Source organism: Lichenihabitans sp. PAMC28606 (assembly GCF_020616535.1).
Taxonomy (GTDB): Bacteria; Pseudomonadota; Alphaproteobacteria; order Rhizobiales; family Beijerinckiaceae; genus Lichenihabitans; species Lichenihabitans psoromatis.
Map to the genome: position 1 here is coordinate 3020120 of NZ_CP085136.1, position 21449 is coordinate 3041568.

A 21449-nucleotide genomic window follows, 5' to 3' on the forward strand; every position below is an offset into this window, starting at 1 on the left:
GCGGCCTCCGACGTTGCGGCTCAAGCGAAGCCGGCGCGATCCAGGAACAGACGGTTGGCGATCGGCGGGATGCCGACCAGCGTCTTCTTGGTCACGACGAGATAGTCGTAGAAATAGGCGAAGATGATCGGGGTTTCGTCGAGCAGCAGGGTCTGGATCTTGCCCGCGACCTCGCGCTGACCGCCGATGTCGCCGGTCCTGCCGAATTGGGTCACCAGGGTGTCGTATTCGGGGTTCTTGAAATGCGCGCCGTTCCAGGTTCCATCGCTCAGCAGCGGGGCGCGCAAGTAGACGTTCGGCACGCCACGCTGGCCGTAATCGGTGATGCCCATGGTGCTGTCGAGCCAATCCGACTGCCCGAACACCGCCTTGCCGTAATAGGCGTCCTGCGACTCGACGTTGAGCGTGATGTCGATCCCGAGCGGCCGTGCGAAATTTTGCAGCAGAATGGCGTAATCGGGGATTTCGATATAGCGCTCGGTCGTCAAGGTCACCTTGAAGCCCTTGCCGACGCCGGCCGCTTCCATCAGCTGCTTGGCCTTCTGCAGGTCCTGCTTGCGTTGCGGAACGGTCGTATCGGTGGACGGGAAAGCCGGCGCGAACGGGCTGTCGTTGCCGACCGCCGCGAAGCCCCGGAACAGGCCCGCCACAAGCTTGGTGCGATCGATGCTGAGCGCCATGGCTTGACGCACACGCTTGTCCTGGAACGGCCCGGTGTCGCAGCGCATATGAACTTGCTCGTGCGCGGCGCTCTTCTCGCGAATGACGGTGAAGTTGGGATCATTCAGCAGCGCCTGGCCGCCCGCGACCGGGACCTGATCGATCATGTCGGCCTGGCCGCCCTGCAGTGCGAGCACCCGCGGCTGGAGCGCGTCGTAGAACACGAATTCGACCCGATCAGGGAGGGACTTCTCGCCCCAGTAGCCGTCGAACCGGACGAAATTCGCCCCGACCTTCGGCGTATATTTTTCGAGCTTGAACGGCCCCGTTCCGGTCCAGTCCTTCTCGAAATCGCCGGCAAAATCGGCCGGCAGCATGATGCAATTGTAATTGTCCGACGACACCACGTAGGGGAAGCTGCCATAGGGCGCATCGAGGTGAAACTCGACCGTCAGGTCATCGACCTTCTTGGTATTGCCCTTGGACAGGATGCCCTTGAAGGCCGATAGCGCATTGGACGCGTTCTTCGGGTCGGCCAAACGATCGATCGTCGCGATCACGTCATCGGCCTTGAAGGTCTGCCCGGTGTGGTATGTCACGCCGCTGCGAAGCTTGAACGTCCAGACCGAACTATCCTCGTTATGCGACCAGCTGAGCGCAAGGGAAGGTTTCAGCGTCAGATCGGGCTGCGTGACGCACAGAAATTCTCCGGTCTGAATCAGCAGCGTCAGGCCGCCCTGATCGGCGATGCTGACCGGGTTCATGGCTGCGGCGGGAGTTACCGCCGCGACCCGGATCGTGGCGCCAGCCTTGGGTTCGGCCCGCGCCGGGGTCGATCCCGACAGCAGACCGACCCCGCCCGCCATACCGCCCAACAGGGGAAGCGAAAGCCCCAACATGCTGCCGTGGCGCAGGAATGTGCGGCGATCGATCTTACCGCTTACGAATTCATCAATCAGATCGTTCTCGACGGCACCGAGCTGTCCGCGCAAGCGGCTATAGGCGTTCGAAATCCGGTTCATGGCGATCCCACCTTGTTGAGTTCTTGACGCGACCTTCGGAGACGCTCGACCTTTGAAGCGGCTCGGCTCTGAGCGGCTCGACCTTAGCAGGAAGCGGGCCACACGCGTGACGATTCACGCCATATCGAGGCTGATGCGGACAACCGCGAGAGCGCCACCGTCGCGGATCGCGTGATGCAGGTTTTCGAGATCGGCCGTCGTGCTGCGATCCTCGTCGAGAACCGTGACATGACGCCGAACGAAGCCATAAAGCGCCGCGACGACCGGCGCGGAGGGCCGCAACGGCCGGATGTCGAGCGCCTGGGCCGCCACCATCATTTCGCAGGCGAGGATCTGCTGCAGAAAACCGATCTGATCAGCCGTCCGTCGTACCGCCGACAGGGTCATGGGAGCCTGATCCTCGACGCCGAATGGTGTCGCCCCATCGTTCGAGACGGGGGCCGAGCAAGCCCGCGACTCGCGATCCAGCGTGTGACTGACGAGGCCGAGGAGACCCACGCCGGATTTGGTGACACCAATCCGGGTCAGCAGACCGCCGAGCCCGGACACCTCCGGATCGAGCAGTCGCGCGGTGCGCTGGGACGCAATCGTGCCGAGTTGCGCCAGCGCCAGGCGAAGGGCGTCGAACGCGACCGCCATGGCGGCCGTGTGAAAATTGCCCGTCGACAGGATCTCCGCATCGTCGATCAGGATCAACGGATTGTCGGCCGCCGCGTTCAGTTCGGCATCGACCGCGTCCTGCGCCCAGCGCAGCGCGGTTCGGGCGGCGCCATGCACAGGGGTGGCGCAGCGCAGGCTGATCGGGTCTTGCACGCGACGGGGAACGCCCGGCTCGAACAGGGCCGATCCCGCCAACATCCGACGCAGCCGCTCGGCCGCCTCGACTTGCCCGGGCGCCGGATGATGGGCCGCGACCCGCGCATCGAACGGGCTCGGGTTGCCCATGAATGCCTCGAAGGTCATGGCCAACACGGCATCGGCGAGATCCAGAAGATCGAGGAGATCGGCGATCACCAGCGCGCCATAGCCGATCGACACGGCATTCGAACTACAGAGCGCCAGACCTTCCTTCTCGGTCAGTTGCACGGTGTCGATCCCGGCGCGCCGCATCGCCTCGGCACCGGTTAGCAGATGCCCCTCGAACGTTGCTTGGCCGAGCCCGATTAAAGGCAGGCCCATATTGGCGCAGAGCATGAGATCCGATGTGCCGATCGAGCCGATCTGTGGCACCCGGGGCGTGACGTTCTGGTTCAGCATCGCGAGTTGGGTCTCGACGATGAGAGGCCGAGCACCCGCCCCTCCGCGCGCCAGCGTCGCGGCGCGAACGAAAAGGGCCGCCCGAACGATGTCGGGCGCGAACGAGCCACCCGCGCCCGAGGCTCTCGCCTTCAGCATCGCCTCGCTGAACAGGCGGCGATCCTCGGAGGGAATCGCGACCGTGGCTTGATTGCCGAGGCCGCGCGTCAGACCGTAAACCGGCCGATCCGCCTGAAGCCAGTCCTGCAGCACGGCTTGCGACGCCAGCATGGTGCGCGCGGCGTCCGGATCGAGCGTGGCCACGACCCCGTCTCGGGCCACCTGTCTGACGTCGGCGACGGTGAGGCGGTCTCGTCCAAGCGCGATGGGCATGCCGGTGGCTTTCGGGGGGTGAGAGCGGGGAGACGAGCGGCCGGTGATCTGCGGTTTTGCGGCAAGATCGCCGCCCCGCCACAGGTAAATGGCCAGGAGAGGCTCGGCTTCGGTCGACATGGCATGCGAGATCCAGGCCGGGTGGTGGATCGGCGCGCCCGGACGATGGCGGATGGGAGCCTCGTCGCCCCGTGTCCAGAGAGCGGTGCCCGAAAGCGGCACGTAAAGCTCTTCGGCCGCATGCGCGTGAGCGGGATAATCCGTCCACGGGCCGAGCATGAGAAAGCCGCAGGCGATCGTCTCGCTGGGGATCGGCCCCTTTGTCCCGATCAACTCGCTCCAGCCGTAGCGATCGAGGAAGGCGGCGCCGAAATCGGCGGCCGTGTAGGATTGACGCCAAGCCAGCGCCGCGGCGGCGCTCGCGAGAGCAGCGACCAGAGGCGCGGTGGCGGGCGTGGTGTTGGCGGCGGTCTCGTCGAGCCACGTCAAGACGGGGCAACCCTGCGGGGCGAACGGTCGACTGTCAAAACGGTCCGGCCACGCCGCAAGAAAGGGTTGCGCGATCGGCATGGTGTCGAGCAGGCCATAAGCGAGCGCCACGATGGTCAAAACCTCCGCAGCGGCGCTAGGATCGGTCACGGTCGTCATGCGGTCTCCGGAGGGACGCCTGTCATGCCGAGCCTAAGACCTGTCCGGCCGTAACGCCAGGAGACCGTTTGCTGACCGAGCCTCGTATCCTCATCGATCGCGCCGGAGCCGCTTGTGAGATTGCGGGTTTCGCGTTCGTCCTCGTCCCCCAGCACGAAAGCTGGTGCTTCGTCGCCACGCCAGCGGCTGATCGCCATGTATGATCTCGTCATTACAGGCGGCCGCGTCGCCCTCGACGAGGGCTGGGCCGACTGCGACATCGGCATCGCGAACGGCCGCATCGCGGCGCTCGGACGGGGGCTGCGGGGCGCCGCGATCATCGAGGCGGCCGGACGGTGGGTGATGCCGGGCGGCATCGACGCCCATTGCCATCTCGATCAGCCGACCTGGGGCGGAGTCGATACCGCCGATGACTTCGCGACCGGTTCGATCAGCGCCGCCTTCGGCGGCACGACCTGCATTGTGCCTTTCGCCATGCCGGGACCGGGCATGACGACGCTGGCGGCGCTCGATCGGTCGTTGCACTGCGCGGGCGGTCGCTCTGTCGTCGATTATGGCCTGCACGCGGTCTTCACCGAAGCCACCGGCTCCGACGTCGACGCGCAATTGGACCGGTTGGCCGCGCGCGGCGTGCCATCCGTCAAGGCGTTCATGACCTATCGGGGCTTCGCGGTCTCCGACGACCTGATGCTCGCCATCATGGATGGGGCTCGTCCTCGCGGCATGACCGTGATGGTCCATGCCGAGAATGATGCCGGCATTCGCCGCACCACCGGGCGTCTGGTGGCGCTCGGGCGCACCGGGTTCCGCTACCATGCCGTGGCGCATGCCGAAGCCTTCGAGCGGGAGGCGACCCACCGGGCCGCGACCCTCGCCGAAATCACCGGCGCGCGCCTCGTCATCGTGCATGTCTCCTGCGCGCAATCGGCCGAGGAAGTGCATCGCGCCCGTGCCCGCGGTGCCGATGTGATCGCGGAAACCTGCCCGCAATATCTTCTCTCGACCGCCGCCGACCTCGACGGGCCGCCGCAGGAGGCGGCCCGCTTCATCTTCTCGCCGCCTCCGCGCGGCCGCGCCAGCCAGGACGCGCTGTGGCAAGCCCTCTCGGCGGGCGATATTGCGCTCTGGTCGTCCGATCATTCGCCTTATCGCATGGCCGACAAACTCGCGCCGGCCTCCGAGCCGTCCTTCACCACTGCCGCGAATGGCGTTCCGGGGCTCGAAACCCGATTGCCGATCCTATTCTCCAAGGGCCTGCTGAGCGGCCGCCTGACACTCGCCCGCTACCTCGCCTTGGCCGGGCAGGCAGCCGCGATGCTGTATGGCCTCGATGACCGGAAAGGCCGGATCGCGGTCGGGCTCGATGCCGATCTGGTACTCTGGGACCCGGACGCGCGATGGCAGGTTCGCCATGAAGCGCAGCATTCGGCGGTCGATTTCACGCCCTATGAGGGGCTATGGCTCACCGGCAAGCCAACCGACGTGCTGGTCCGGGGTCGCTCCGTGATCCGCGACGGCATCCTGCATGACGCGACCCCGACCGGGCAATTTTTGCCCCGTCATGCGGTTCCGGCCGACCCGGCGCGCCACCCGATCGAGGAGACCACGCCATGGCTCGAAGCCTAACGCTCGCGGTCTGTCAGACCGGGCCGGTGCAGCGCGCCGCCTCGCGCGCCGAAACGGTGGGGCGGTTGGTACATCTGTTGGAGCAGGCCGCCGCTGCTGGTGCGGACCTCGCGGTGTTTCCCGAATTGGCGCTCACCACGTTCTTTCCGCGATGGATGCTCGACGACGATGAGATCGAGGCGTTCTACGAGACGTCCTGTCCCGGGCCAGAGACCCAGCGGCTCTATGATGCGGCGCGGCGGCTCAGCGTCGGTTTCGCACTCGGCTATGCGGAACGCGTGGTCGAGAATGGCCGCGTGCGGCGCTTCAACACGATGGACCTGATCGGACGCGACGGGGCTCTGGTCGGGCGGTATCGCAAGATGCATGTGCCCGGCCAGGAGACGCCGGAGCCCGGCACCACCGTGCATCTCGAGCGGCGCTACTTCGAGCCGGGTAATCTCGGGTTTCCGGTGTTCCGGTTTGGCGACGTACGGGTGGGTCTGGCTTTGTGCAACGACCGCCGCTGGCCGGAGACCTATCGGATGCTATGCCTTGGCGGAGCCGAGGTGGTATTGATCGGCTACAACACGCCGCTACAGCTCGATGAGGCGCCGGCGCTCGCCCATCTCCGGATGTTCCACAATCACCTGCCGATGCAGGCGGGCGCCTACCAGAACACGCTCTGGGTCGCGGCGGCCGCGAAAGCCGGGATCGAGGACGGGCAGGCGCTGATCGGCGGCTCCTGCATCATCGCGCCGACGGGCGAAATCGCCGCGCAGGCCCTGTCGATCGGCGACGAGGTGGTGGTGTATCGCGCCGACCTCGACCTGATCTCCGCCTGCCGACGCGTCAATTTCGACTTTGCGCGCTATCGCCGCCCGGCGGAGTACCGGCTGATCGCAGAGCGTGCCGGGCCCCCCGAAGACTGAAGTTCGGTCGCTGTGGTCGCGTCAAATGCTGCGGATGGCGCCACCATCGACGCGGATCATGCTGCCGGTCACGTAGGACGCGGGTGTGCCGGCCAGGAAGGTCACGACGGCCGCGAATTCCTCCGGCGTCCCGTAGCGCTTGGCCGGGATTTCGGCGCGCGATTGCAGCCGCACGGCGTCGATCGATTGATTGGTTTTGCTGGCGCGGTTCTGGTCGAGGCTCTCGACCCGCTCGGTCGCGACGCGGCCGGGCAGCACCATATTGACCGTGATGCCGTGCTCGGCGACCTCGTTCGCGAGGCTCTTCGACCAACCGGCGACGCTGGCGCGAATCGCGTTGGAGATCGCGAGGTTGGGGATCGGCTGCTCGATGCCGGACGAGCCGATCGTGACGATGCGGCCCCAGCGCTTCTCGATCATGGGCTTGATGAGCCGGTCGGTCAGGTGGAACAACGACGCCGCCATGCTGGCGAACCCCTTGTTCCAGGCTTCGGTCGGGGTGCCGACCACGCCGCCCGGGGCCGGTCCGCCGCCGTTGTTGATGAGCACGTTGGCGCCACCCGCGGCCAGCACCGCGTCGACCAGGCGATCGACGCTGGCGATCTCGGCCAAGTCAACCTCATGGACGCTTACGCGCGCCGCCGCTTCGGGTGGTAGAGCGCCGCGCCATGCCTCGATCCGCTCGACCGAACGGGCCGCTGCCATGACGGTTGCGCCTTCGGCCACCATGGCGAGCGCGATGGCTTGGCCGAGCCCCTTGCTGGCGCCCAGCACGAGAACGCGCTTGTCCGACAATCCGAGATCCATGAGCCGATGTCCTTTGGTTGAAAGCGGCGTCAGCCGCTGTTGGGTCGTTGCACGAGGCCGATCGCCGAGGTCGACACGCCGTCATGGGTGAAAATGCTTCGGCCGCGCAGCAAGACGCGGTCGAGCCGGAACGGAAACGTCAAGCCCGAGAACGGGGTCGCTCCGGCTTTGGATCGTTGATCCTCATTCCTGATGGTGCTCGTCATGGCGGGATCGAGCACCAGAATGTCGGCGTCATGGCCGACCGTCAGCGCGCCCTTGCGCCCGAGGAGCCCAAATCGTAGCGCAGGATTGGTGGCGCAGACCCGAACGACATCGCCGAGCGTGAGATCGCTGCGCCCGACGAGATGCAGCATGCAGGGCAGAAGCGTCTGCAGCCCGGGCAGGCCGCCCGGTATATCGGCAAAATGCGCGACCGGAGCGGCTTTTTCGGCAGGCGTATGAGGGGCGTGATCGGTCGCGACGATGTCGACTGTGCCCTCGCGCACCGCCGCCAGCAGAGTGAGGCGATCGGCCTCGTTGCGGAACGGTGGCGACGCCTTGATGGCGGCTTCGAGATCGGTATAGCGCTCGGCCGTTAGCAGCAAGCATTGCACGGTCGTCTCGATGGTGACGTCGGCCAAGTCGCGCATGCGCCGCCACGTGTCGAGACCAAGGGCCGAATTGCTCTGTCGGATGTGGACGCGTCCGCCGCGATCGGCCGCCACCAGAATGGCGCGCGCGATGCCGTTGGCTTCGGCCAGGGGCGGGCGGCTCGCGAGATAGTCCGCGATGCTGCCCGTCGGCTCCCCGTCGGCGGCGTCGATCAGCGACTGGTCGCCGGGCGAGATGCCGATCAGCCCGTCGACCGCGGCGATCCGGCCGACAGCCGCCGCGAGGGCGTCGATCGTGTCATGGCGGTAGATCGGCGGAACGTCTGCGGTAAAGACCTCGAACGACACGGCTCCGGCGTCCCGCAACGCACGGCAATCCGTGGTGTCGCGCCGCATCGCGACCTGAAATCCCACATCGACATGCAGGCGGTCTCGCGTCAGCGCCATTTTGGCGCGAAGCAGATCCGGCGTGTCGGTCCAGGGCTCGTCGGTCGGCATGTCGAGGATCGTGGTGACGCCGCCGGCCGCAGCGGCCTGGGTGCCGGAGGCGAAATCCTCCTTATGGGTCAAGCCTGGTTCGCGCAGATGGGCATGCGCGTCGACGAGCCCCGGCAGCAACAGCCGCCCGCTCACATCCAGCACCATCGTTGCTTCCGCGGGTTCGCCCGGCCGCAGCTGCGCCGCGATCCGTCCGTCGCGGATCGCCAGATCGACTCTGGCTCGACCGGTCGCCTCGACGACAGTACCGCCGCGCAGCACGAGGTCGAACGGGTGCTGGCTCGGTGCCGTCATCGCGTCGTATATCCGCCGTCGACCAGCAGGTCCGTCCCGGTCACGAATGCCGCATCGTCCGACAGCAGAAACGCGATGGCGGCCGCGATCTCGTTTGGACGGCCGATACGCCCGAGCAGATGCGCCGGTCCGAGCCCTGCATCGGCCGCAGCGAGGTTGGGCCAGCGTTGCAGCAGGCGCGCCGTCCCGACCGCGCCCGGCGACAGGCTGTTGACGCGGATGTTCTCGCCCGCATGATCGACCGCCATCAGTTTCGCCAGATGGATGAGTCCTGCTTTGGCGGCGCAATAGGCAACGGCCTGACCGACCGCGACGTGACCGAGTTGCGAGGCGATCAGCACGATCGAGCCGCCGCCCGCTTGCACAAGCGCTGGCACCACCGCCTTGCTCATCAGAAACGCGCCATCCAGCGTCACGGCCATTTCGGCGCGCCAGTCGGCCGCATCGAGCGTCACCACCGTGCCGTCGACGGAGCGCGCCGCCGCATTATGCACGAAGCCGTCGAGGCCGCCCCATTCCGACATCGCGACCGCGACAGCCGCCTGGCCGGCCGCCGCATCGGTCACGTCGCAGGCGACCGGCAGCACCCGGCCGGGCGGGCATGTCGCGGCAAGTTCGGCGACCCGCGTTCGATCGAGATCGGCCGCGACGACCCGCGCGCCTTCTGCCACGAGGCGATGGACCAGCGCCGCGCCGATGCCGCTGGCGGCTCCACTGACCAGGATGCGGCGATCCGCGAGCCGCTTGGCGGTGTCGCCGGCGCTCATCTTGCGATCAGTCCGCTGTCCCGTGTCGACGGCGCTCATCGGGCGAGCCATCCGCCGTCCCGTGTCGACGGCGCTCATCGGGCGAGCCATCCGCCGTCGACCACGAGATTGCTGCCCGTCATATAGGTCGACAGGTCGCTGGCCAGAAACAGCGCCGCATTGGCGATGTCGTCCGGGCGGCCGAGGCGCGGCCACGGCGTGCGTCGGCGGGCGTTGTCGAGCAGGGCCGGATCGGTCGGCAGGCCGGGCGCGCCCGTCTCGATCTTGCCGGGCGACAGCGTGTTGCAAACGATGAGGTCGGCCGCATAATCGACCGCGATCTGTTTGGTCAGGTAGATGGCGCCCGCTTTGCTGACCCCATAGGCGCAATCGCGCGGCGCCGTGACGATGCCCTGCTGCGATCCGAGATTGATAATGCGCCCGCGAACCTCGGCGCGCGGCTCCTGGCCGATCATCTGCTGCACGGCGCGCTTGCAGCCATGGAACAGGCCGGTGAGGTTGACGCCCATCACGGTGGCCCATTGCGCTTCGGTCGTGTCGAGCAGCGCCGTGCCCGAATAGGTCGCGGCATTATTGACCATCACATCAAGCCGGCCAAAATCGGCCACAGCCTTGCCGACCAGCGCATCGACCTCGGCCCAGACCGCGACATCGGTTCGGCAGAACAGCGCGGTGCCGCCGGCTTCGGCGATGAGCGCAGAGGTCGTGGGACCTCCGTCCAACGCTGCTTCGGTCAGGTCGGCCAGCATTACGCGCGCGCCGGCGGCGGCGAAGCGCAGCGCGATGGCGCGTCCGATACCGGAACTCGACCCGGTGACAATCGCGGTCTTGTCGGTCAGAACGATCATGAGGAGCCGGGTGTGTCAGGGACGATCGATCCCTGTTAGGCGCAGCCGGCGCGATCGTCACGCGATTTACGACAAAGGGCCGCTCTCATGACGCTTCTGATCACCGGCGCGACCGGTTTTGCCATGAGTGTGCTGACGCGGGTGTGGCTCGACGCCGATCCGGCGCGCCGGGCCGTGATCCTCGATCGAGCCCCGCTCGATGCGGCCGCCCGTGCCTATTTCGCGCCCGTGGCCGACCGGCTCACGGTGGTGATCGGGGATGTGACCGAACCCTCGACCTGGGAAGAGGCTCTGCGGCCGCATGGCATTACGGCCGTTGTGCATGGCGCCACCATCACGCCGATCTCGCGCGGGAGCGCCGCGGAGGCGGCGCGCGAGCGGGAGGCCGTGATGCCGGTCGAGATCATGAACGTCAACCTGATGGGCACGGTCCAACTGCTCGACTGGGCGCGGCAGCAGCCCGGCATGATGCGTTTCGTCTATGTCTCGTCAGGGGCGGTCTATCGGCACCATGGCCCGGATACGCCCAGCGCGCCGTTGCCGGAGGATGGCTATGTCGCGCCGAAGCGCCTGTACGGCATTTCGAAACAGGCGGCCGAACTCGTGGCCGAGCGCTATGGCGCATTATTCGGCCTCTCGACTGTCTCGGTGCGCTTGTCCTCGGTCTATGGCACCATGGACCGGACTACGGCGAGCCGCGACTTCCGCCACCTGCCGAACCGCATCGCGCATCTGGCGCTCGATCGCCCCGGCCCGATCCGCACCAACACGCTCGACGGCGTCGGCGATTATCTCCACGCCGAAGATGTGGCGCATGGCATCATGGCGCTGCTCGATGCAGAAAGCCTGACCCACGCGGTCTATAACATCGCGCTCGGGCGAACCGTGACGATCGCCGACATGATCGGCTGGGCGGCCGAGAAGGTGCCGGCTGTTCGGGCCGAAGTCACGGCTCCGGCCGATGCCGACATCTTGCAGGATTCGCCTTCCCGCGATGGCATGTGGGGCGCCTACGACATTAGCCGCATCGTGGCCGACACGGGCTGGCGGCCACGCCCGATGCGCGAGGCCTTCCACGCTTATATGGACTGGATCGTCGCCGACGAGCGGGCTGGTCTCTCCAGCCCGATCTTTTAAGCAAGGACGCCTCTGGCGTTGTCCTTGCATCGACATCGCGACGGAAGGCGTGCGTGCCCGTTGCGCCCCGTTCGCGGAGGGATGCCCCATGAAGACAACGCTCGCCGGCCTGATGCTCGCCTTGTCTCTAATCGGCTCGGCGTCCGCCGCGGACGTCAAAGTCATCAACCCCGATGCGTGGTTTCCCGAAGGGCCGATCTGGTATCACGACAAGCTGTATTACGTGGAATATGGCCGCAACACCGTCACGACATGGGATGGCAAAACGAACGAGACGTTTTGGAAGCAGGACGGGTGTGGCCCCTCGGCAGTGCTGCCCACCAGCACCGGCGAGTTCCTCGTCACCTGCTACGACAACCAGACGATTGGGCGCATCTCCGCCGACGGTAAGACCCTGCCGCCCTACACCAAGGACAGCGAGGGCCGTCCTTTTATCGGTCCGAACGATTTTGCGCCCGATCGGAAGGGCGGCATCTATTTTACGGGATCCGGCCACGAAGGCGCGGTCATCGACGCGTCGGTCTATTACATCACGCCAGCCGGCGCGGTCATCCGTGAAGGCACCGACCTGCATAACGGCAACGGCCTGGCGGTCTCCAACGACGGCAAGATCCTTTATCTGATCGAAACGGAGGACAGCCGATTGCTGGCCTTCGACATCGCCGAGGATGGTAGCCTCAGCGGCCGGCGCGTGTTCCTCCGGCTCGACGACATGTTTCCAGGCCAGGCCCACATCTATCCCGATGGCGTCAAGATCGATGCCAAGGGCGAGCTCTACATCGGGCAGAGCCCGCGCTCGCTCGACCACCCGGGCAAGATCATCGTAGTCGACGCCGACGCCAAACTGCTGCGGACGATCGACGTCCCATCCGTCTCGATGCCCAATCTCGCCTTCGGACCAGGAGAGACGACACTCTATGTGATGGCGCTCGATCAGATCGATCAAGCGCCCTACCATGGCAAGGTCTATGCGGTACCGAACCACTGAACCGACCCGCGACGCTCTGACGGACGTCGCGGCTTCAGGCCTTGATGTCACTCGTCCGGCGCGCTTTCGGCCGCATGGCTCAGCGCTTCGCCGAGGGCCTTGATCTTGTCGGCGTTCTTGCTCTCGGATTTGCCCGCGAATGCTGCGGTCTCCTTACCGAGTTTCAGCACGAGCTTCTTGACCTGCCCGCCGTTGATCGGATCGGCCTGCAAGTGCTTTTTCAGGTTTTCGAGATCCTTGACGATGGCCTTGGCGGCAGGCGCCTCGACCTTCTCGAGTGTGGCTTCCCAGCCCTCGATGTTCTTGACCGCGGCGGTGATCGTGAACCCCTTCACGCCATCCTTGATGTGCTTGATGGTCGAATCGAATTGCGGCATGTCGCTCTCCATTTCGCTGTTTATGTGTCAGCAAAATCAACAAGCCCAAGGCGCGACGGAATGTTGCCGGCGCACTTTGCCGCGCCTTTTGTGTGTCGGGATTGGGTTGCTGCCGGAAAGCGGACCTTGGCTCCGCTCGCGTTATGATCACGCGGCGCTTACGGATCTTGCACAGCACACGTGACTAGAGATCGCGATCATCGGTCAGAGCCAAGCTACCGCAGCGCGAGCGCTATGTGAGAGTCAGACCTCCATCGGAGAGTAAGATCTCCCCGGTGAGATAGTCCGACGCCGCGAGCAGTGCGACAGCCTGGGCGATGTCCTCCGGCTTCGCAGCCCGGCGCATGGGCGACCGCTCCCGCCAGAGTGCCTGGGCAGCAGTCCAATCGGCTGTCAGGGGGGTATCCACCAAACCGGGAGCAACGCCATTCACCCGAATATCCGGGGCCAACGATACGACGAGCAGGCGGGTCATATGGTTATTCGGCGATACTCTCGACGAGAACACCCCATCCTACCTACACCGCCACAACCCCCTGCAGCTCCTGCCGCGCGCCCGTCGGCACTCCGTCACTCGACACCATTGCGGCGCGGCCGAGCGCCTCGACCGGCAGGTGGCACCGGATGGCGTGGCCGAGGTCGCGTTCGAGCAGCGGCGGCTCCTGCGTGTCGCAGATCGGCCCGATGTGGCGCGGGCAGCGGGTGTGGAAGACGCAGCCTTGCGGCTTGATGGTGGCGCTCGGCGGCGTCCCCTTCAGCTTGACACGCCGCAGCGTGCCGTCCGGGGCGGCGCTTCATCTTCGCCGTCGCCCGGTTCCTCCACCGCGGGAGAGGCCTGCGCCTAAGCCTTCTTCGTCGGTTCAGGCGCGCGGCAGGATGTCCGCAAAATAGTCCACAATCGCCCGCGCTGAGGGTTTGGCCGCTCGGCCACTCGTGAACACGGCATGGACATCCACGGAGCCCAGGTCCCATTCGGGCAAGACTTGCACGAGGGCGCCGCTGGCGAACTCCCGGCGGAAGGCCGGTAGAGTCGTCAACACAAGTCCCATGCCCTCAACCGCGGCTAAGTAAGCGCCCTGTAGGACGGTGATCCTTAGTCGTCCCTCAAGCCTCACTGAAGCGGCCGTTCCCCCTTTGCGGAACGTCCAATCCCCGACGCCCTGCGGACCGACAATGATCGCGTGGGCGGCTAAGTCGGCTGGTACATTCAGGGCTGGCGCTGTCTTCAGATAACTTGGGGCAGCGGCAAGCGCGCGCGGCCAAGTTACCAGCTTTCGAGCGGTCGCGGTGGAGTCCACGAGCGCTCCGAAACGGAATGCAACATCTACGCCCTCCTTTACCAGATCCTGCTTTTCGTCATCGAGCAACAGGTCGACGTGCAGCGCCGGGTAACGATCGAGAAAGGGCTTGAGATGGGGAATTACGATGCGCGCCGCCAGGCTGGTCCCGATGCCAATGCGCAATGTGCCGCGCAGCTCGTCGGAGTGGCGCGCCGAGTGTTCCGCTTCTTCCAGATCGGCGAGGATCGGCTCAATCCGAGCCAGAAAGTCAGAGCCTGCATCCGTTACAGTGACCTCCCGCGTTGTACGCACAAGAAGCGATGCCCCGATCTCCCGCTCTAGGGCGGCTATCGTGCGCGACACCGTGGATTGGGGCACGCCTAGCTCCCGGCCAGCGGCGGAAAAATTCCCAAGACGCGCAACGCGGATAAACAGTCGGAGGGCTTCGAGGTGGTCGCTCATAGCAGAAATGGATAAGTCAAAGCCACGCCCTCCGGCTAGTCTATTCGGACAAAAGGGCCGATTTCCTGTCAACGCACTCGTTGTGACAACCAGGAGATACCAATGTCCCTTCAGGAAACCATCGCCTCAATCGCCAAATCCGGTCTGCCGCTGCAAGGTAAGCTGGATGCGCTAAGGGCCGCTTTTGACGCTGGCGCTCCGCCCGCAGCCGTCGAGGCGCTGCATCGCGCCACAGATGAATTGATCGCATCGGGCGCCCAGAACCGGGCGCTGAAGGCGGGGGATGTCGCGCCGAAATTCACCCTTCCTGACGCAGACGGCAATCCCGTCTCTTCCAAGACCCTGCTCGCCAGAGGGCCGCTCGTCGCAACTTTCTACCGCGGCGCCTGGTGCCCTTTCTGTAACTTCGACCTGAGCGCGCTGGAAGAAGGTCGCTCGCAACTTGAGGCGCGCGGTGCGAGCCTGGTCGCCATCTCGCAACAGACAGCGCCCAACAGCCGCAAATCGCAGCGGCAGAACGGGCTCGGGTTCCCGATCCTGGTTGACCACGGCGGCGCAATTGCCGCTCAGTTCGGCGTTCGCTGGACTCTGCCTGCCTACCTGCGAGAGGTCCAAAAAGCGCTCGGCGCGGACCTGACGCAGTTCAATGGCGAGAATAGCTGGACGCTGCCGATGCCGGCCCGGTACGTCGTCGCGCAGGACGGCGCGATCGCTTACGCCGAGGTCAACGCTGATTACACCCGGCGTCCCGAGCCGTCGGCCATGTACCCGGTGCTCGAGCAACTGGGGCGCCGGCAGGTCGCCTGATCTCTTCCAACAATCCTCGATCGGATCGTCGGCGCCTTGCGCGCCGACGATCGGGTCTGACGGTGGGGAGGGGGGCTTGGCCACTCAACCCTGAGATTTGCACACGGTGGCCGCCAGCCGGGTGTTCTTCCTTTGTTTGGCTGAAACGCCTCATCGCATGCTTCTGGAGCACTTGAAGATGGACATTGATATAGAGGCGCTTTTCGCGCCCATCACAATAAACGGCCATGCCGTGAAGAACCGCCTCTCTGTTGCGCCAATGACGCGCATTTCAGCGACCGAGGATGGTCGGGCGACCGAAACAATGATCCGCTACTATGAGCGTTTCGCGCGTGGCGGTTTCGGGACCGTGATCACTGAAGGCATCTATACCGACCAGGCGTTCTCGCAGGGTTACGTCCAGCAGCCCGGCATGACTGACGAAGTCCAGGCCAATGCCTGGAAGCCGGTCGTCAAAAACATCAAGTCACACGGTGCGTTTGCTATCGCCCAGATGATGCATGCCGGCGCCATAAGCCAGGCAAACCGCTTTCGCGACACCACCGTTGGGCCGTCGTCAGTTCAGCCAAAAGGCGAACAGATGACCTTCTATCATGGGAATGGCGGCTACGCTTTGCCGGCCGCGATAACGGACGAGCAGATCGCCGACACCATCGCCGGCATGGCGGCGTCGGCGGCGCGCGCAATCGAAGTTGCCGGGTTTGACGCCATCGAAATCCACGGCGCCAACGGCTACTTGCTCGACCAGTTTTTGACTGACTACACCAACACCAGAGCGGACCGCTGGGGCGGCGTCACAGAGAACCGCGTGCGATTGATCCTCGAAACCTTCAAGGCGGTTCGTGGGAAGCTCGGGGCCAAGACGCCAGTCGGCGTCCGCATCTCGCAAGGGAAGGTGAACGACTACCATCACAAGTGGGCCGACGCGGAGCGTGATGCCGAAATCATCTTCGGCGGCCTCGCCGACGCAGGCGCAGACTTCATCCATGTGACCGAATTTGAGGCCTGGAAGCCGGCATTTGCTCCGGGTGGTCCTTCATTGATGAACCTCGCGAGGCGTTACGCGCCCAAGGCCGTGATCCTTGCCAACGGCGGTCTGCACAACGTCGAGCAGGCGGTGGAGGCGCTGGACGACGGCGCCGATATCATCGCCATCGGCCGCGGTGCCCTGGCCAATCCTGACTTGCCAAAGCGGCTGCTCGATCGAGGCGCCCTGAACGACTTCGATCCGACGATCCTTGGACCCATCGCCAACATCAAGGAGTCTGAGCTGGCGATGTGACGGCATAAAAACAGGGATCACCATTGCTTAAATTGGATAGTCGAAATGGAAAACACCGCAATATTCTGGATGCAGCTTCTTGTGAGTTGCGTCGTCTTCGCCATCGTCACGGCGTGGTACGTTTGGCCATCACTGACGAGGATGCCTCGTAATTCCGCTTTAGTTCCGCTGCTCTGGGTGCATGTACCCCGCTATGTGGGAATGACCCTACTGGTTACCGGCATGGTCGATCCCAAATTGTCGCGAGAATTCCTTTCCGGCGCGGCTTACGGCGATCTTGTGGCAGCGGCGTTGGCTCTCGTTTCCATCTTTGCCCTGCGGAGCAGTTGGCGCTTTGCCATTCCTCTTGTGTGGGTGACCAACACATGGGGATTCGTGGACCTGCTGAACGGGGTACGCGGGGTGTTACAGCTGAATGTGCCGAGCTTCAATCTAGCGACCTTTTGGTATGTCTATACGTTCTACGCTCCCCTCGTTGTCGTTTCGCACCTTATGATCTTCAGGGTACTGGTTGCCGGACGTAGGGCCTCCGGCTCGTGATCGTTTTCTATTGAGAAGCGGGTGATTAGAAGCCGAGATCGCTCAGGCAGGGATGGTCCTCGGGGCGGCGGCCGAGCGAGGCGGCACGGCCGCGTTGGCAGCCGTTATGTTGCGCGTGAGGATTGTCACCCGAATAGGCTGAGACGCGCCCTGCGTAGCTCTGGGCGAACCTCGACCCCGGCACTGGCATAGCCGAAGGCGCGCGTAAAACTGCTGAATTTTGGACTAAGCCGAGCGGTCGCTGCTGCGGTATAATATAGCGTACGCGGCCGAACGCGCGAATGTCCGCATCGGGTCTACAGAAGTTATCCGGCATACTCTCGACGCGAACACCCCATCCTACCTACACCGCCACAACGCCCTGCAGCTCCTGCCGCGCGCCCGCCGGCACTCCGTCACTCGACACCATTGCGGCGCGGCCGAGCGCCTCGACCGGCAGGTGGCACCGGATGGCGTGGCCGAGGTCGCTTTCGAGCAGCGGCGGCTCCTGCGTGTCGCAGATCGGGCCGATGTGGCGCGGGCAGCGGGTGTGGAAGACGCAGCCTTGCGGCTTGATGGTGGCGCTCGGCGGCGTCCCCTTCAGCTTGACACGCCGCAGCGTGCCGTCCGGGGCGGGCGTCGCCGACAACAGCGCCTCGGTATAGGGATGATGCGGCCCGTCGAACACGCTTAGAGCCGGTCCGATTTCCATCAACTGGCCCATGTAGAGCACCGCGATCCGGTCGGCGACGTAACGCACCACCGCGAGATCATGTGAGATGAACAGGTAGCCGACATGTTCGACGCCCTGCAGATCGGTCAGCAGATTGAGAATCGCGGCCTGCACCGAGACATCGAGCGCCGAGGTCGGTTCGTCGCAGACGACGAGACGCGGCGAGCCCGCAAAGGCGCGCGCGATGGCGACCCGCTGTTTCAGGCCGCCCGACAACTGCCGCGGCTTCGATTGCAGATAGGCATCCGACAGTTGGACGCCGCGCGACAGGGCCAACAGGCGGGTTTTCAGTGCCGCGCCGCGCAAGCCACCGAGCCGCGACAGCGCGCGGCCGAGAATACGGCCAATCCGATGCGCGCGGTTCAGCGCCGAATCCGGGTTCTGGAACACCATCTGAATGGTCTTGCGGGGTCGCCCCGCCTGGACCGCGACCCCGTCGTAGACGATGCGGCTGGTCGCGTCGGCGGTTTCGAGGCCAAGGAGGATGCGGGCGAGGGTCGACTTGCCGCTGCCGGATTCGCCGACAAGACCGAGCGTTTCGCCGGCCGCAAGATCGAACGAGACGTCGCGCAAGGCGTGGATCAGGTGCGGGCCGGACCGGAAGGTCTTCGCCAGATTTTGCACCGAGAGCAGCGGCTGCGCGTCGGGCGCGCGCGGGGCGTGGTCCACCACCTCGGCGGGCACGTTGCGGGGTAGGTCGCCCGCCTCGTCGTGATAGAAGCAGCGGCTGGTGCGACCGGCGCCAAGATCGAACAGGGGCGGCAGTTCGGTGCGGCAACGCTCGCGCGCCAGGCCGCAGCGATTGGCGAAGTTGCAGCCCGTCGGGGCCTCGGGGCCGGAGGGTGGGAAGCCCGGAATCGTGTCGAGCCGTTGCAGGCGCCGGTCGAGCCCGAGGCGCGGCAGGCAGCGCAGCAGACCGACCGTGTAGGGGTGGCGCGGCGCCGCGAACAGCGTGCGGGTCGGGGCTTCCTCGACCAGCATGCCGCCATAGAGCACCCCGACCCGCTCGCACATGCGGGCGATGACCGCGAGGTTGTGGCCGATGAACAGCACCGCTGTTCCATGCTCGCGTCGGAGCGTGTCGATGAGGTCGAGAACCTCGGCCTCCACGGTCGCGTCGAGGCCGGTCGTCGGCTCGTCGAGGATGATGAGCCGCCGGTCGACCGCGAGCGCCATGGCGATGACGACACGCTGCTGCATGCCGCCCGACAATTGATGCGGGTAACGCCCCATCACTCGCTCGGGATCGGTGATCTGTACATGCCGGAGCATGGCGACGGCTTTGTCGAGCGCGTCGGTGGGCGCGGCCCCCGCGAGCGCATAGACCTCGGCCAGTTGGTCCCCGACCGCGATGGCCGGGTTCAACGCCCGGCCCGGGTCCTGATAGACCATCGACAGACGTGTCGAGCGCAAGGCCCGCAGGCCGGATTGGGACAGGCCGTTGAGATCCTCGCCATCGACCAGGATGCGGCCCGCCGCGACGCGGCCGTTGCGTGGCAGGTAGCGCATCACCGCCAAAGCGGCGGTCGACTTGCCGCAGCCCGACTCGCCGACCAGCCCATAGGTCTCGCCAGGGCCGATGCGGAGGTTGAGGTTTCGCAGCACCTGACGGTCGCGGCCGCGCACGCGATAGACGACGTCGAGCCCCTCGATGCGGAGCGCATCGGTCTCCGGCACGGCAGCGGTCATTCGCTCACTCCATGCAGCGCGTCGGCGATGAGGTTGATGGCGATCACCAGCGAGGCGATCGCGATGGCGTCGAACAACACGGTCCACCAATAGCCGCCGCCGATCAGCGCGTAATTTTCGGAGATCGCGAGGCCCCAATCGGGGGAGGGCGGTTGCAGGCCGACGCCGAGGAAGCTCAGCGTCGCGACCGTGAAGATCGAATAGCCGAGCCGGACCGTCAGCTCGACCGTGATCGGTGCCAGCACGTTGGGAAGGATTTCGGCCACCATGATGTAGATAGCATTTTCGCCGCGCAGGCGCGCCGCCGCGACATAGTCGAGATGGCGTTCGCTCATCACGGCGGAGCGCACGACGCGCGCCACTTGGGGCGTGAAGGCGAGGCCGATCGACAGGATCACGGTGGCGTTGGAGGCGCCGAGCGCCGTCAAGGCCACCAGCGCGAGGATCAGCAGCGGCAGGGCCAGCACCGCTTCGATGATGCGGCTCAGGATGTCGTCGACGACGCCGGGGAAGAACCCCATGATGAGGCCGAGAATGGTGCCGCCCACGATGCCGAGCAGGGTCGCCAGCGGCGCGACGACGAGAATGTCGCGCGAGCCGGCGATCACGCGGGCGAACATGTCGCGGCCGAGCTGATCGGTGCCGAACCAGTGATCGGCCGACGGCGGCGTCAGCGAGTTCAGGATATCGTCCGAAAGGGGGTCGACCAGCGTCTGGCCGATCGTGGCGCAGAAAATCCAGAACAGCACGATGACGAAGCCGACCAGAAAGGTCGGGGTCTGGAACAACAGCCGGGTCCGTTCGAAGCGGATCGTCCGGGGCGGCGCGGCCGCGACGGTCGAGAGGGTTGCGGGGAGGCTCATGAGGCCGACCGCCTGAGGCGGGGGTTCAGCGTCGTGTAGAGAAGGTCCGCCCCGAAGGTTGCCACGACATAGACCGCGCCGACCACCAGAACGCCGGCTTCCAGCATGGGGAAATCGTGGCCGCGCGCCGCCGCGTAGATCAGGCTGCCGATCCCCTGATAATGGAACAGCGTTTCGATCACGACAAGGCCGCCGATCAGATAGCCGGTCTGCGAGGCCACGACCGTGATGGTCGGCAACAGAGCATTGCGAAGCACATGGCGCCAGATCACCGTGCGCCACGGCAACCCCTTGAGCACGGCCGTGCGGGCATAATCGCTATCGAGCGCTTCCACGGTACCGGCCCGCGCCATGCGGGCGATGTAGCCGAACAGCAGGAACACGAGCGGCAGCGAGGGTAGAATCAGACAGTAGATCTGCTCGAGCCATCCAGCGCCCGGCGGCGGGGTGGCCGAGATCGGAAACAGACGAATCGTGATCCCGAACAAGAGGATCAGCACGATGCCGGACACAAATTCCGGGATGACGGTTGCGGATAGACCCGCCAGCGTGATGGTGCGGTCGACGACACTGCCGCGTTTGAGGGCCGCCAGGACGCCGCCCGCGATGCCGAGCGGCACCACGATCACGAACGCGATGGCCGCAAGCTTGAGCGAATTGCCGAGGGCCGCCGCGACGAACGGCGCGACCGGGCTACGATAGGCGTAGGATTGGCTCATGTCGCCACGAACGAAATGGCTGATCCAATCCCAATATTGCACGAGGACGGGCCGGTCGACCCCAAGCTGATGGTTGAGGGCCGCGACCGACCGCTCGTCGGCGAGCGGCCCGAGGATGGACCGTCCCACGTCGCCGGGCAGCAATTGGCCACCGGCGAAGACAAGGATACTCAGGACACCCAACGTGACCAGTGAGAGTAACAAGCGACGGATCAGCAAGGGCAGGATGGCGGCTCTCCTCGATCGCTCCGTCCCTCGCATGCGCGTGCGGACTGTGACCGAACCTACAT

21 protein-coding genes are annotated in these 21449 nt (G+C 65.5%); 7 read left to right on the forward strand and 14 right to left on the reverse strand.

From position 1 onward, the window contains the following. Positions 1–20 precede the first annotated feature (20 nt). From LGH83_RS14230 to LGH83_RS14240, 3 genes are all read right to left on the reverse strand, one after another. Positions 21–1682 (reverse strand): ABC transporter substrate-binding protein, encoded by a 1662-nt coding sequence (locus LGH83_RS14230; protein WP_227399227.1) that lies wholly within the window; start codon positions 1680–1682, stop codon positions 21–23. A gap of 114 nt (positions 1683–1796) precedes the next feature. Beyond that, a complete protein-coding gene (locus tag LGH83_RS14235; RefSeq protein WP_227399228.1) occupies positions 1797–3959 on the reverse strand; it encodes a dimethylsulfonioproprionate lyase family protein in 2163 nt (720 codons plus the stop codon). Next, entirely contained in the window at positions 3956–4156 is a 201-nt protein-coding gene (locus LGH83_RS14240; protein ID WP_227399229.1) for a hypothetical protein, read from the reverse strand. Before LGH83_RS14240 ends, LGH83_RS14235 begins: the two co-directional genes overlap by 4 nt. Between LGH83_RS14240 and hydA the strand changes: the two genes are divergently transcribed. Both hydA and LGH83_RS14250 read left to right on the forward strand, forming a co-directional pair. Further along, on the forward strand, positions 4155–5585 hold the full coding sequence (hydA, locus tag LGH83_RS14245; RefSeq protein ID WP_227399230.1) for a dihydropyrimidinase: 1431 nt from the start codon (positions 4155–4157) through the stop codon (positions 5583–5585). The two genes, LGH83_RS14240 and hydA, sit on opposite strands and share 2 nt — an antisense overlap. Next, entirely contained in the window at positions 5570–6496 is a 927-nt protein-coding gene (locus LGH83_RS14250; RefSeq protein ID WP_227399231.1) for a nitrilase-related carbon-nitrogen hydrolase, read from the forward strand. Before hydA ends, LGH83_RS14250 begins: the two co-directional genes overlap by 16 nt. A 21-nt stretch (positions 6497–6517) precedes the next feature. Here LGH83_RS14250 and LGH83_RS14255 read toward each other — a convergent pair whose 3' ends face one another. Genes LGH83_RS14255 through LGH83_RS14270 form a run of 4 tightly spaced genes read right to left on the reverse strand, consistent with a single transcriptional unit; the run spans position 6518 to position 10303 of the window. After that, on the reverse strand, positions 6518–7303 hold the full coding sequence (locus LGH83_RS14255; protein ID WP_227399232.1) for an SDR family oxidoreductase: 786 nt from the start codon (positions 7301–7303) through the stop codon (positions 6518–6520). Between the two features lie 29 nt (positions 7304–7332). Further along, a complete protein-coding gene (locus tag LGH83_RS14260; protein ID WP_227399233.1) occupies positions 7333–8688 on the reverse strand; it encodes a dihydroorotase in 1356 nt (451 codons plus the stop codon). Then, the gene (locus LGH83_RS14265) at positions 8685–9533 is read right to left on the reverse strand and encodes an SDR family NAD(P)-dependent oxidoreductase (RefSeq protein ID WP_227399234.1); all 849 of its coding nucleotides are present in this window, start codon (positions 9531–9533) and stop codon (positions 8685–8687) included. Before LGH83_RS14265 ends, LGH83_RS14260 begins: the two co-directional genes overlap by 4 nt. Then, complete coding sequence (locus tag LGH83_RS14270) at positions 9530–10303, reverse strand: SDR family NAD(P)-dependent oxidoreductase (protein WP_227399235.1); 774 nt, start codon at positions 10301–10303, stop codon at positions 9530–9532. Before LGH83_RS14270 ends, LGH83_RS14265 begins: the two co-directional genes overlap by 4 nt. A gap of 87 nt (positions 10304–10390) precedes the next feature. On the opposite strand from LGH83_RS14270, the gene LGH83_RS14275 reads away from it, so the two are divergent. Continuing rightward, positions 10391–11440, forward strand: coding sequence for an NAD-dependent epimerase/dehydratase family protein (locus LGH83_RS14275; protein WP_227399236.1), 1050 nt, complete (start codon positions 10391–10393; stop codon positions 11438–11440). A gap of 88 nt (positions 11441–11528) precedes the next feature. Further along, a complete protein-coding gene (locus tag LGH83_RS14280) occupies positions 11529–12428 on the forward strand; it encodes an SMP-30/gluconolactonase/LRE family protein (protein WP_227399237.1) in 900 nt (299 codons plus the stop codon). A 47-nt stretch (positions 12429–12475) separates the two neighbouring features. Here LGH83_RS14280 and LGH83_RS14285 read toward each other — a convergent pair whose 3' ends face one another. From LGH83_RS14285 to LGH83_RS14300, 4 genes are all read right to left on the reverse strand, one after another. Next, on the reverse strand, positions 12476–12805 hold the full coding sequence (locus tag LGH83_RS14285; RefSeq protein ID WP_227399238.1) for a hypothetical protein: 330 nt from the start codon (positions 12803–12805) through the stop codon (positions 12476–12478). Between the two features lie 232 nt (positions 12806–13037). Then, complete coding sequence (locus tag LGH83_RS20155) at positions 13038–13280, reverse strand: SDR family oxidoreductase (RefSeq protein ID WP_227399239.1); 243 nt, start codon at positions 13278–13280, stop codon at positions 13038–13040. A gap of 43 nt (positions 13281–13323) precedes the next feature. Further along, positions 13324–13578 carry an oligopeptide/dipeptide ABC transporter ATP-binding protein gene (locus tag LGH83_RS14295; protein WP_227401855.1) on the reverse strand — a complete coding sequence of 85 codons (255 nt, stop codon included), beginning with the start codon at positions 13576–13578 and terminating at the stop codon, positions 13324–13326. Between the two features lie 87 nt (positions 13579–13665). Further along, a complete protein-coding gene (locus LGH83_RS14300) occupies positions 13666–14547 on the reverse strand; it encodes a LysR family transcriptional regulator (RefSeq protein WP_227399240.1) in 882 nt (293 codons plus the stop codon). 144 nt (positions 14548–14691) lie between these two features. Between LGH83_RS14300 and LGH83_RS14305 the strand changes: the two genes are divergently transcribed. The 3 genes from LGH83_RS14305 (at position 14692) to LGH83_RS14315 (ending at position 17176) form a co-directional block, all read left to right on the forward strand. Next, a complete protein-coding gene (locus LGH83_RS14305) occupies positions 14692–15354 on the forward strand; it encodes a peroxiredoxin-like family protein (RefSeq protein WP_227401856.1) in 663 nt (220 codons plus the stop codon). 178 nt (positions 15355–15532) lie between these two features. Further along, positions 15533–16636 (forward strand): NADH:flavin oxidoreductase, encoded by a 1104-nt coding sequence (locus tag LGH83_RS14310; protein ID WP_413771156.1) that lies wholly within the window; start codon positions 15533–15535, stop codon positions 16634–16636. 45 nt (positions 16637–16681) lie between these two features. Next, the gene (locus LGH83_RS14315; protein ID WP_227399242.1) at positions 16682–17176 is read left to right on the forward strand and encodes a hypothetical protein; all 495 of its coding nucleotides are present in this window, start codon (positions 16682–16684) and stop codon (positions 17174–17176) included. Between the two features lie 343 nt (positions 17177–17519). On the opposite strand, the gene LGH83_RS14320 is transcribed toward LGH83_RS14315, so the two are convergent. Genes LGH83_RS14320 through LGH83_RS14330 form a run of 3 tightly spaced genes read right to left on the reverse strand, consistent with a single transcriptional unit; the run spans position 17520 to position 21420 of the window. After that, positions 17520–19577, reverse strand: a complete 2058-nt coding sequence (locus tag LGH83_RS14320; protein ID WP_227399243.1) for an ABC transporter ATP-binding protein — start codon at positions 19575–19577, stop codon at positions 17520–17522. Beyond that, entirely contained in the window at positions 19574–20440 is an 867-nt protein-coding gene (locus LGH83_RS14325) for an ABC transporter permease (protein ID WP_227399244.1), read from the reverse strand. Before LGH83_RS14325 ends, LGH83_RS14320 begins: the two co-directional genes overlap by 4 nt. Continuing rightward, entirely contained in the window at positions 20437–21420 is a 984-nt protein-coding gene (locus LGH83_RS14330; RefSeq protein WP_227401857.1) for an ABC transporter permease, read from the reverse strand. The genes LGH83_RS14325 and LGH83_RS14330 overlap by 4 nt, the downstream gene beginning before the upstream one ends. Between the last annotated feature and the right edge of the window lie 29 nt (positions 21421–21449).

Excerpts from the sequence above, each read along its gene's own strand:
- LGH83_RS14325 (WP_227399244.1), bottom strand. The coding sequence starts at position 20,440 with ATGAGCCTCCCCGCAACCCTCTCGACCGTCGCGGCCGCGCCGCCCCGG.
- LGH83_RS14240 (WP_227399229.1), bottom strand. The coding sequence starts at position 4,156 with ATGGCGATCAGCCGCTGGCGTGGCGACGAAGCACCAGCTTTCGTGCTG.
- LGH83_RS14270 (WP_227399235.1), bottom strand. The coding sequence starts at position 10,303 with ATGATCGTTCTGACCGACAAGACCGCGATTGTCACCGGGTCGAGTTCC.
- hydA (WP_227399230.1), top strand. The coding sequence starts at position 4,155 with ATGTATGATCTCGTCATTACAGGCGGCCGCGTCGCCCTCGACGAGGGC.
- LGH83_RS14260 (WP_227399233.1), bottom strand. The coding sequence starts at position 8,688 with ATGACGGCACCGAGCCAGCACCCGTTCGACCTCGTGCTGCGCGGCGGT.
- LGH83_RS14255 (WP_227399232.1), bottom strand. The coding sequence starts at position 7,303 with ATGGATCTCGGATTGTCGGACAAGCGCGTTCTCGTGCTGGGCGCCAGC.
- LGH83_RS14320 (WP_227399243.1), bottom strand. The coding sequence starts at position 19,577 with ATGACCGCTGCCGTGCCGGAGACCGATGCGCTCCGCATCGAGGGGCTC.
- LGH83_RS14300 (WP_227399240.1), bottom strand. The coding sequence starts at position 14,547 with ATGAGCGACCACCTCGAAGCCCTCCGACTGTTTATCCGCGTTGCGCGT.
- LGH83_RS14265 (WP_227399234.1), bottom strand. The coding sequence starts at position 9,533 with ATGAGCGCCGTCGACACGGGACGGCGGATGGCTCGCCCGATGAGCGCC.
- LGH83_RS14285 (WP_227399238.1), bottom strand. The coding sequence starts at position 12,805 with ATGCCGCAATTCGATTCGACCATCAAGCACATCAAGGATGGCGTGAAG.
- LGH83_RS20155 (WP_227399239.1), bottom strand. The coding sequence starts at position 13,280 with ATGACCCGCCTGCTCGTCGTATCGTTGGCCCCGGATATTCGGGTGAAT.
- LGH83_RS14280 (WP_227399237.1), top strand. The coding sequence starts at position 11,529 with ATGAAGACAACGCTCGCCGGCCTGATGCTCGCCTTGTCTCTAATCGGC.
- LGH83_RS14310 (WP_413771156.1), top strand. The coding sequence starts at position 15,533 with ATGGACATTGATATAGAGGCGCTTTTCGCGCCCATCACAATAAACGGC.
- LGH83_RS14275 (WP_227399236.1), top strand. The coding sequence starts at position 10,391 with ATGACGCTTCTGATCACCGGCGCGACCGGTTTTGCCATGAGTGTGCTG.
- LGH83_RS14230 (WP_227399227.1), bottom strand. The coding sequence starts at position 1,682 with ATGAACCGGATTTCGAACGCCTATAGCCGCTTGCGCGGACAGCTCGGT.
- LGH83_RS14250 (WP_227399231.1), top strand. The coding sequence starts at position 5,570 with ATGGCTCGAAGCCTAACGCTCGCGGTCTGTCAGACCGGGCCGGTGCAG.
- LGH83_RS14315 (WP_227399242.1), top strand. The coding sequence starts at position 16,682 with ATGGAAAACACCGCAATATTCTGGATGCAGCTTCTTGTGAGTTGCGTC.
- LGH83_RS14235 (WP_227399228.1), bottom strand. The coding sequence starts at position 3,959 with ATGACGACCGTGACCGATCCTAGCGCCGCTGCGGAGGTTTTGACCATC.
- LGH83_RS14330 (WP_227401857.1), bottom strand. The coding sequence starts at position 21,420 with ATGCGAGGGACGGAGCGATCGAGGAGAGCCGCCATCCTGCCCTTGCTG.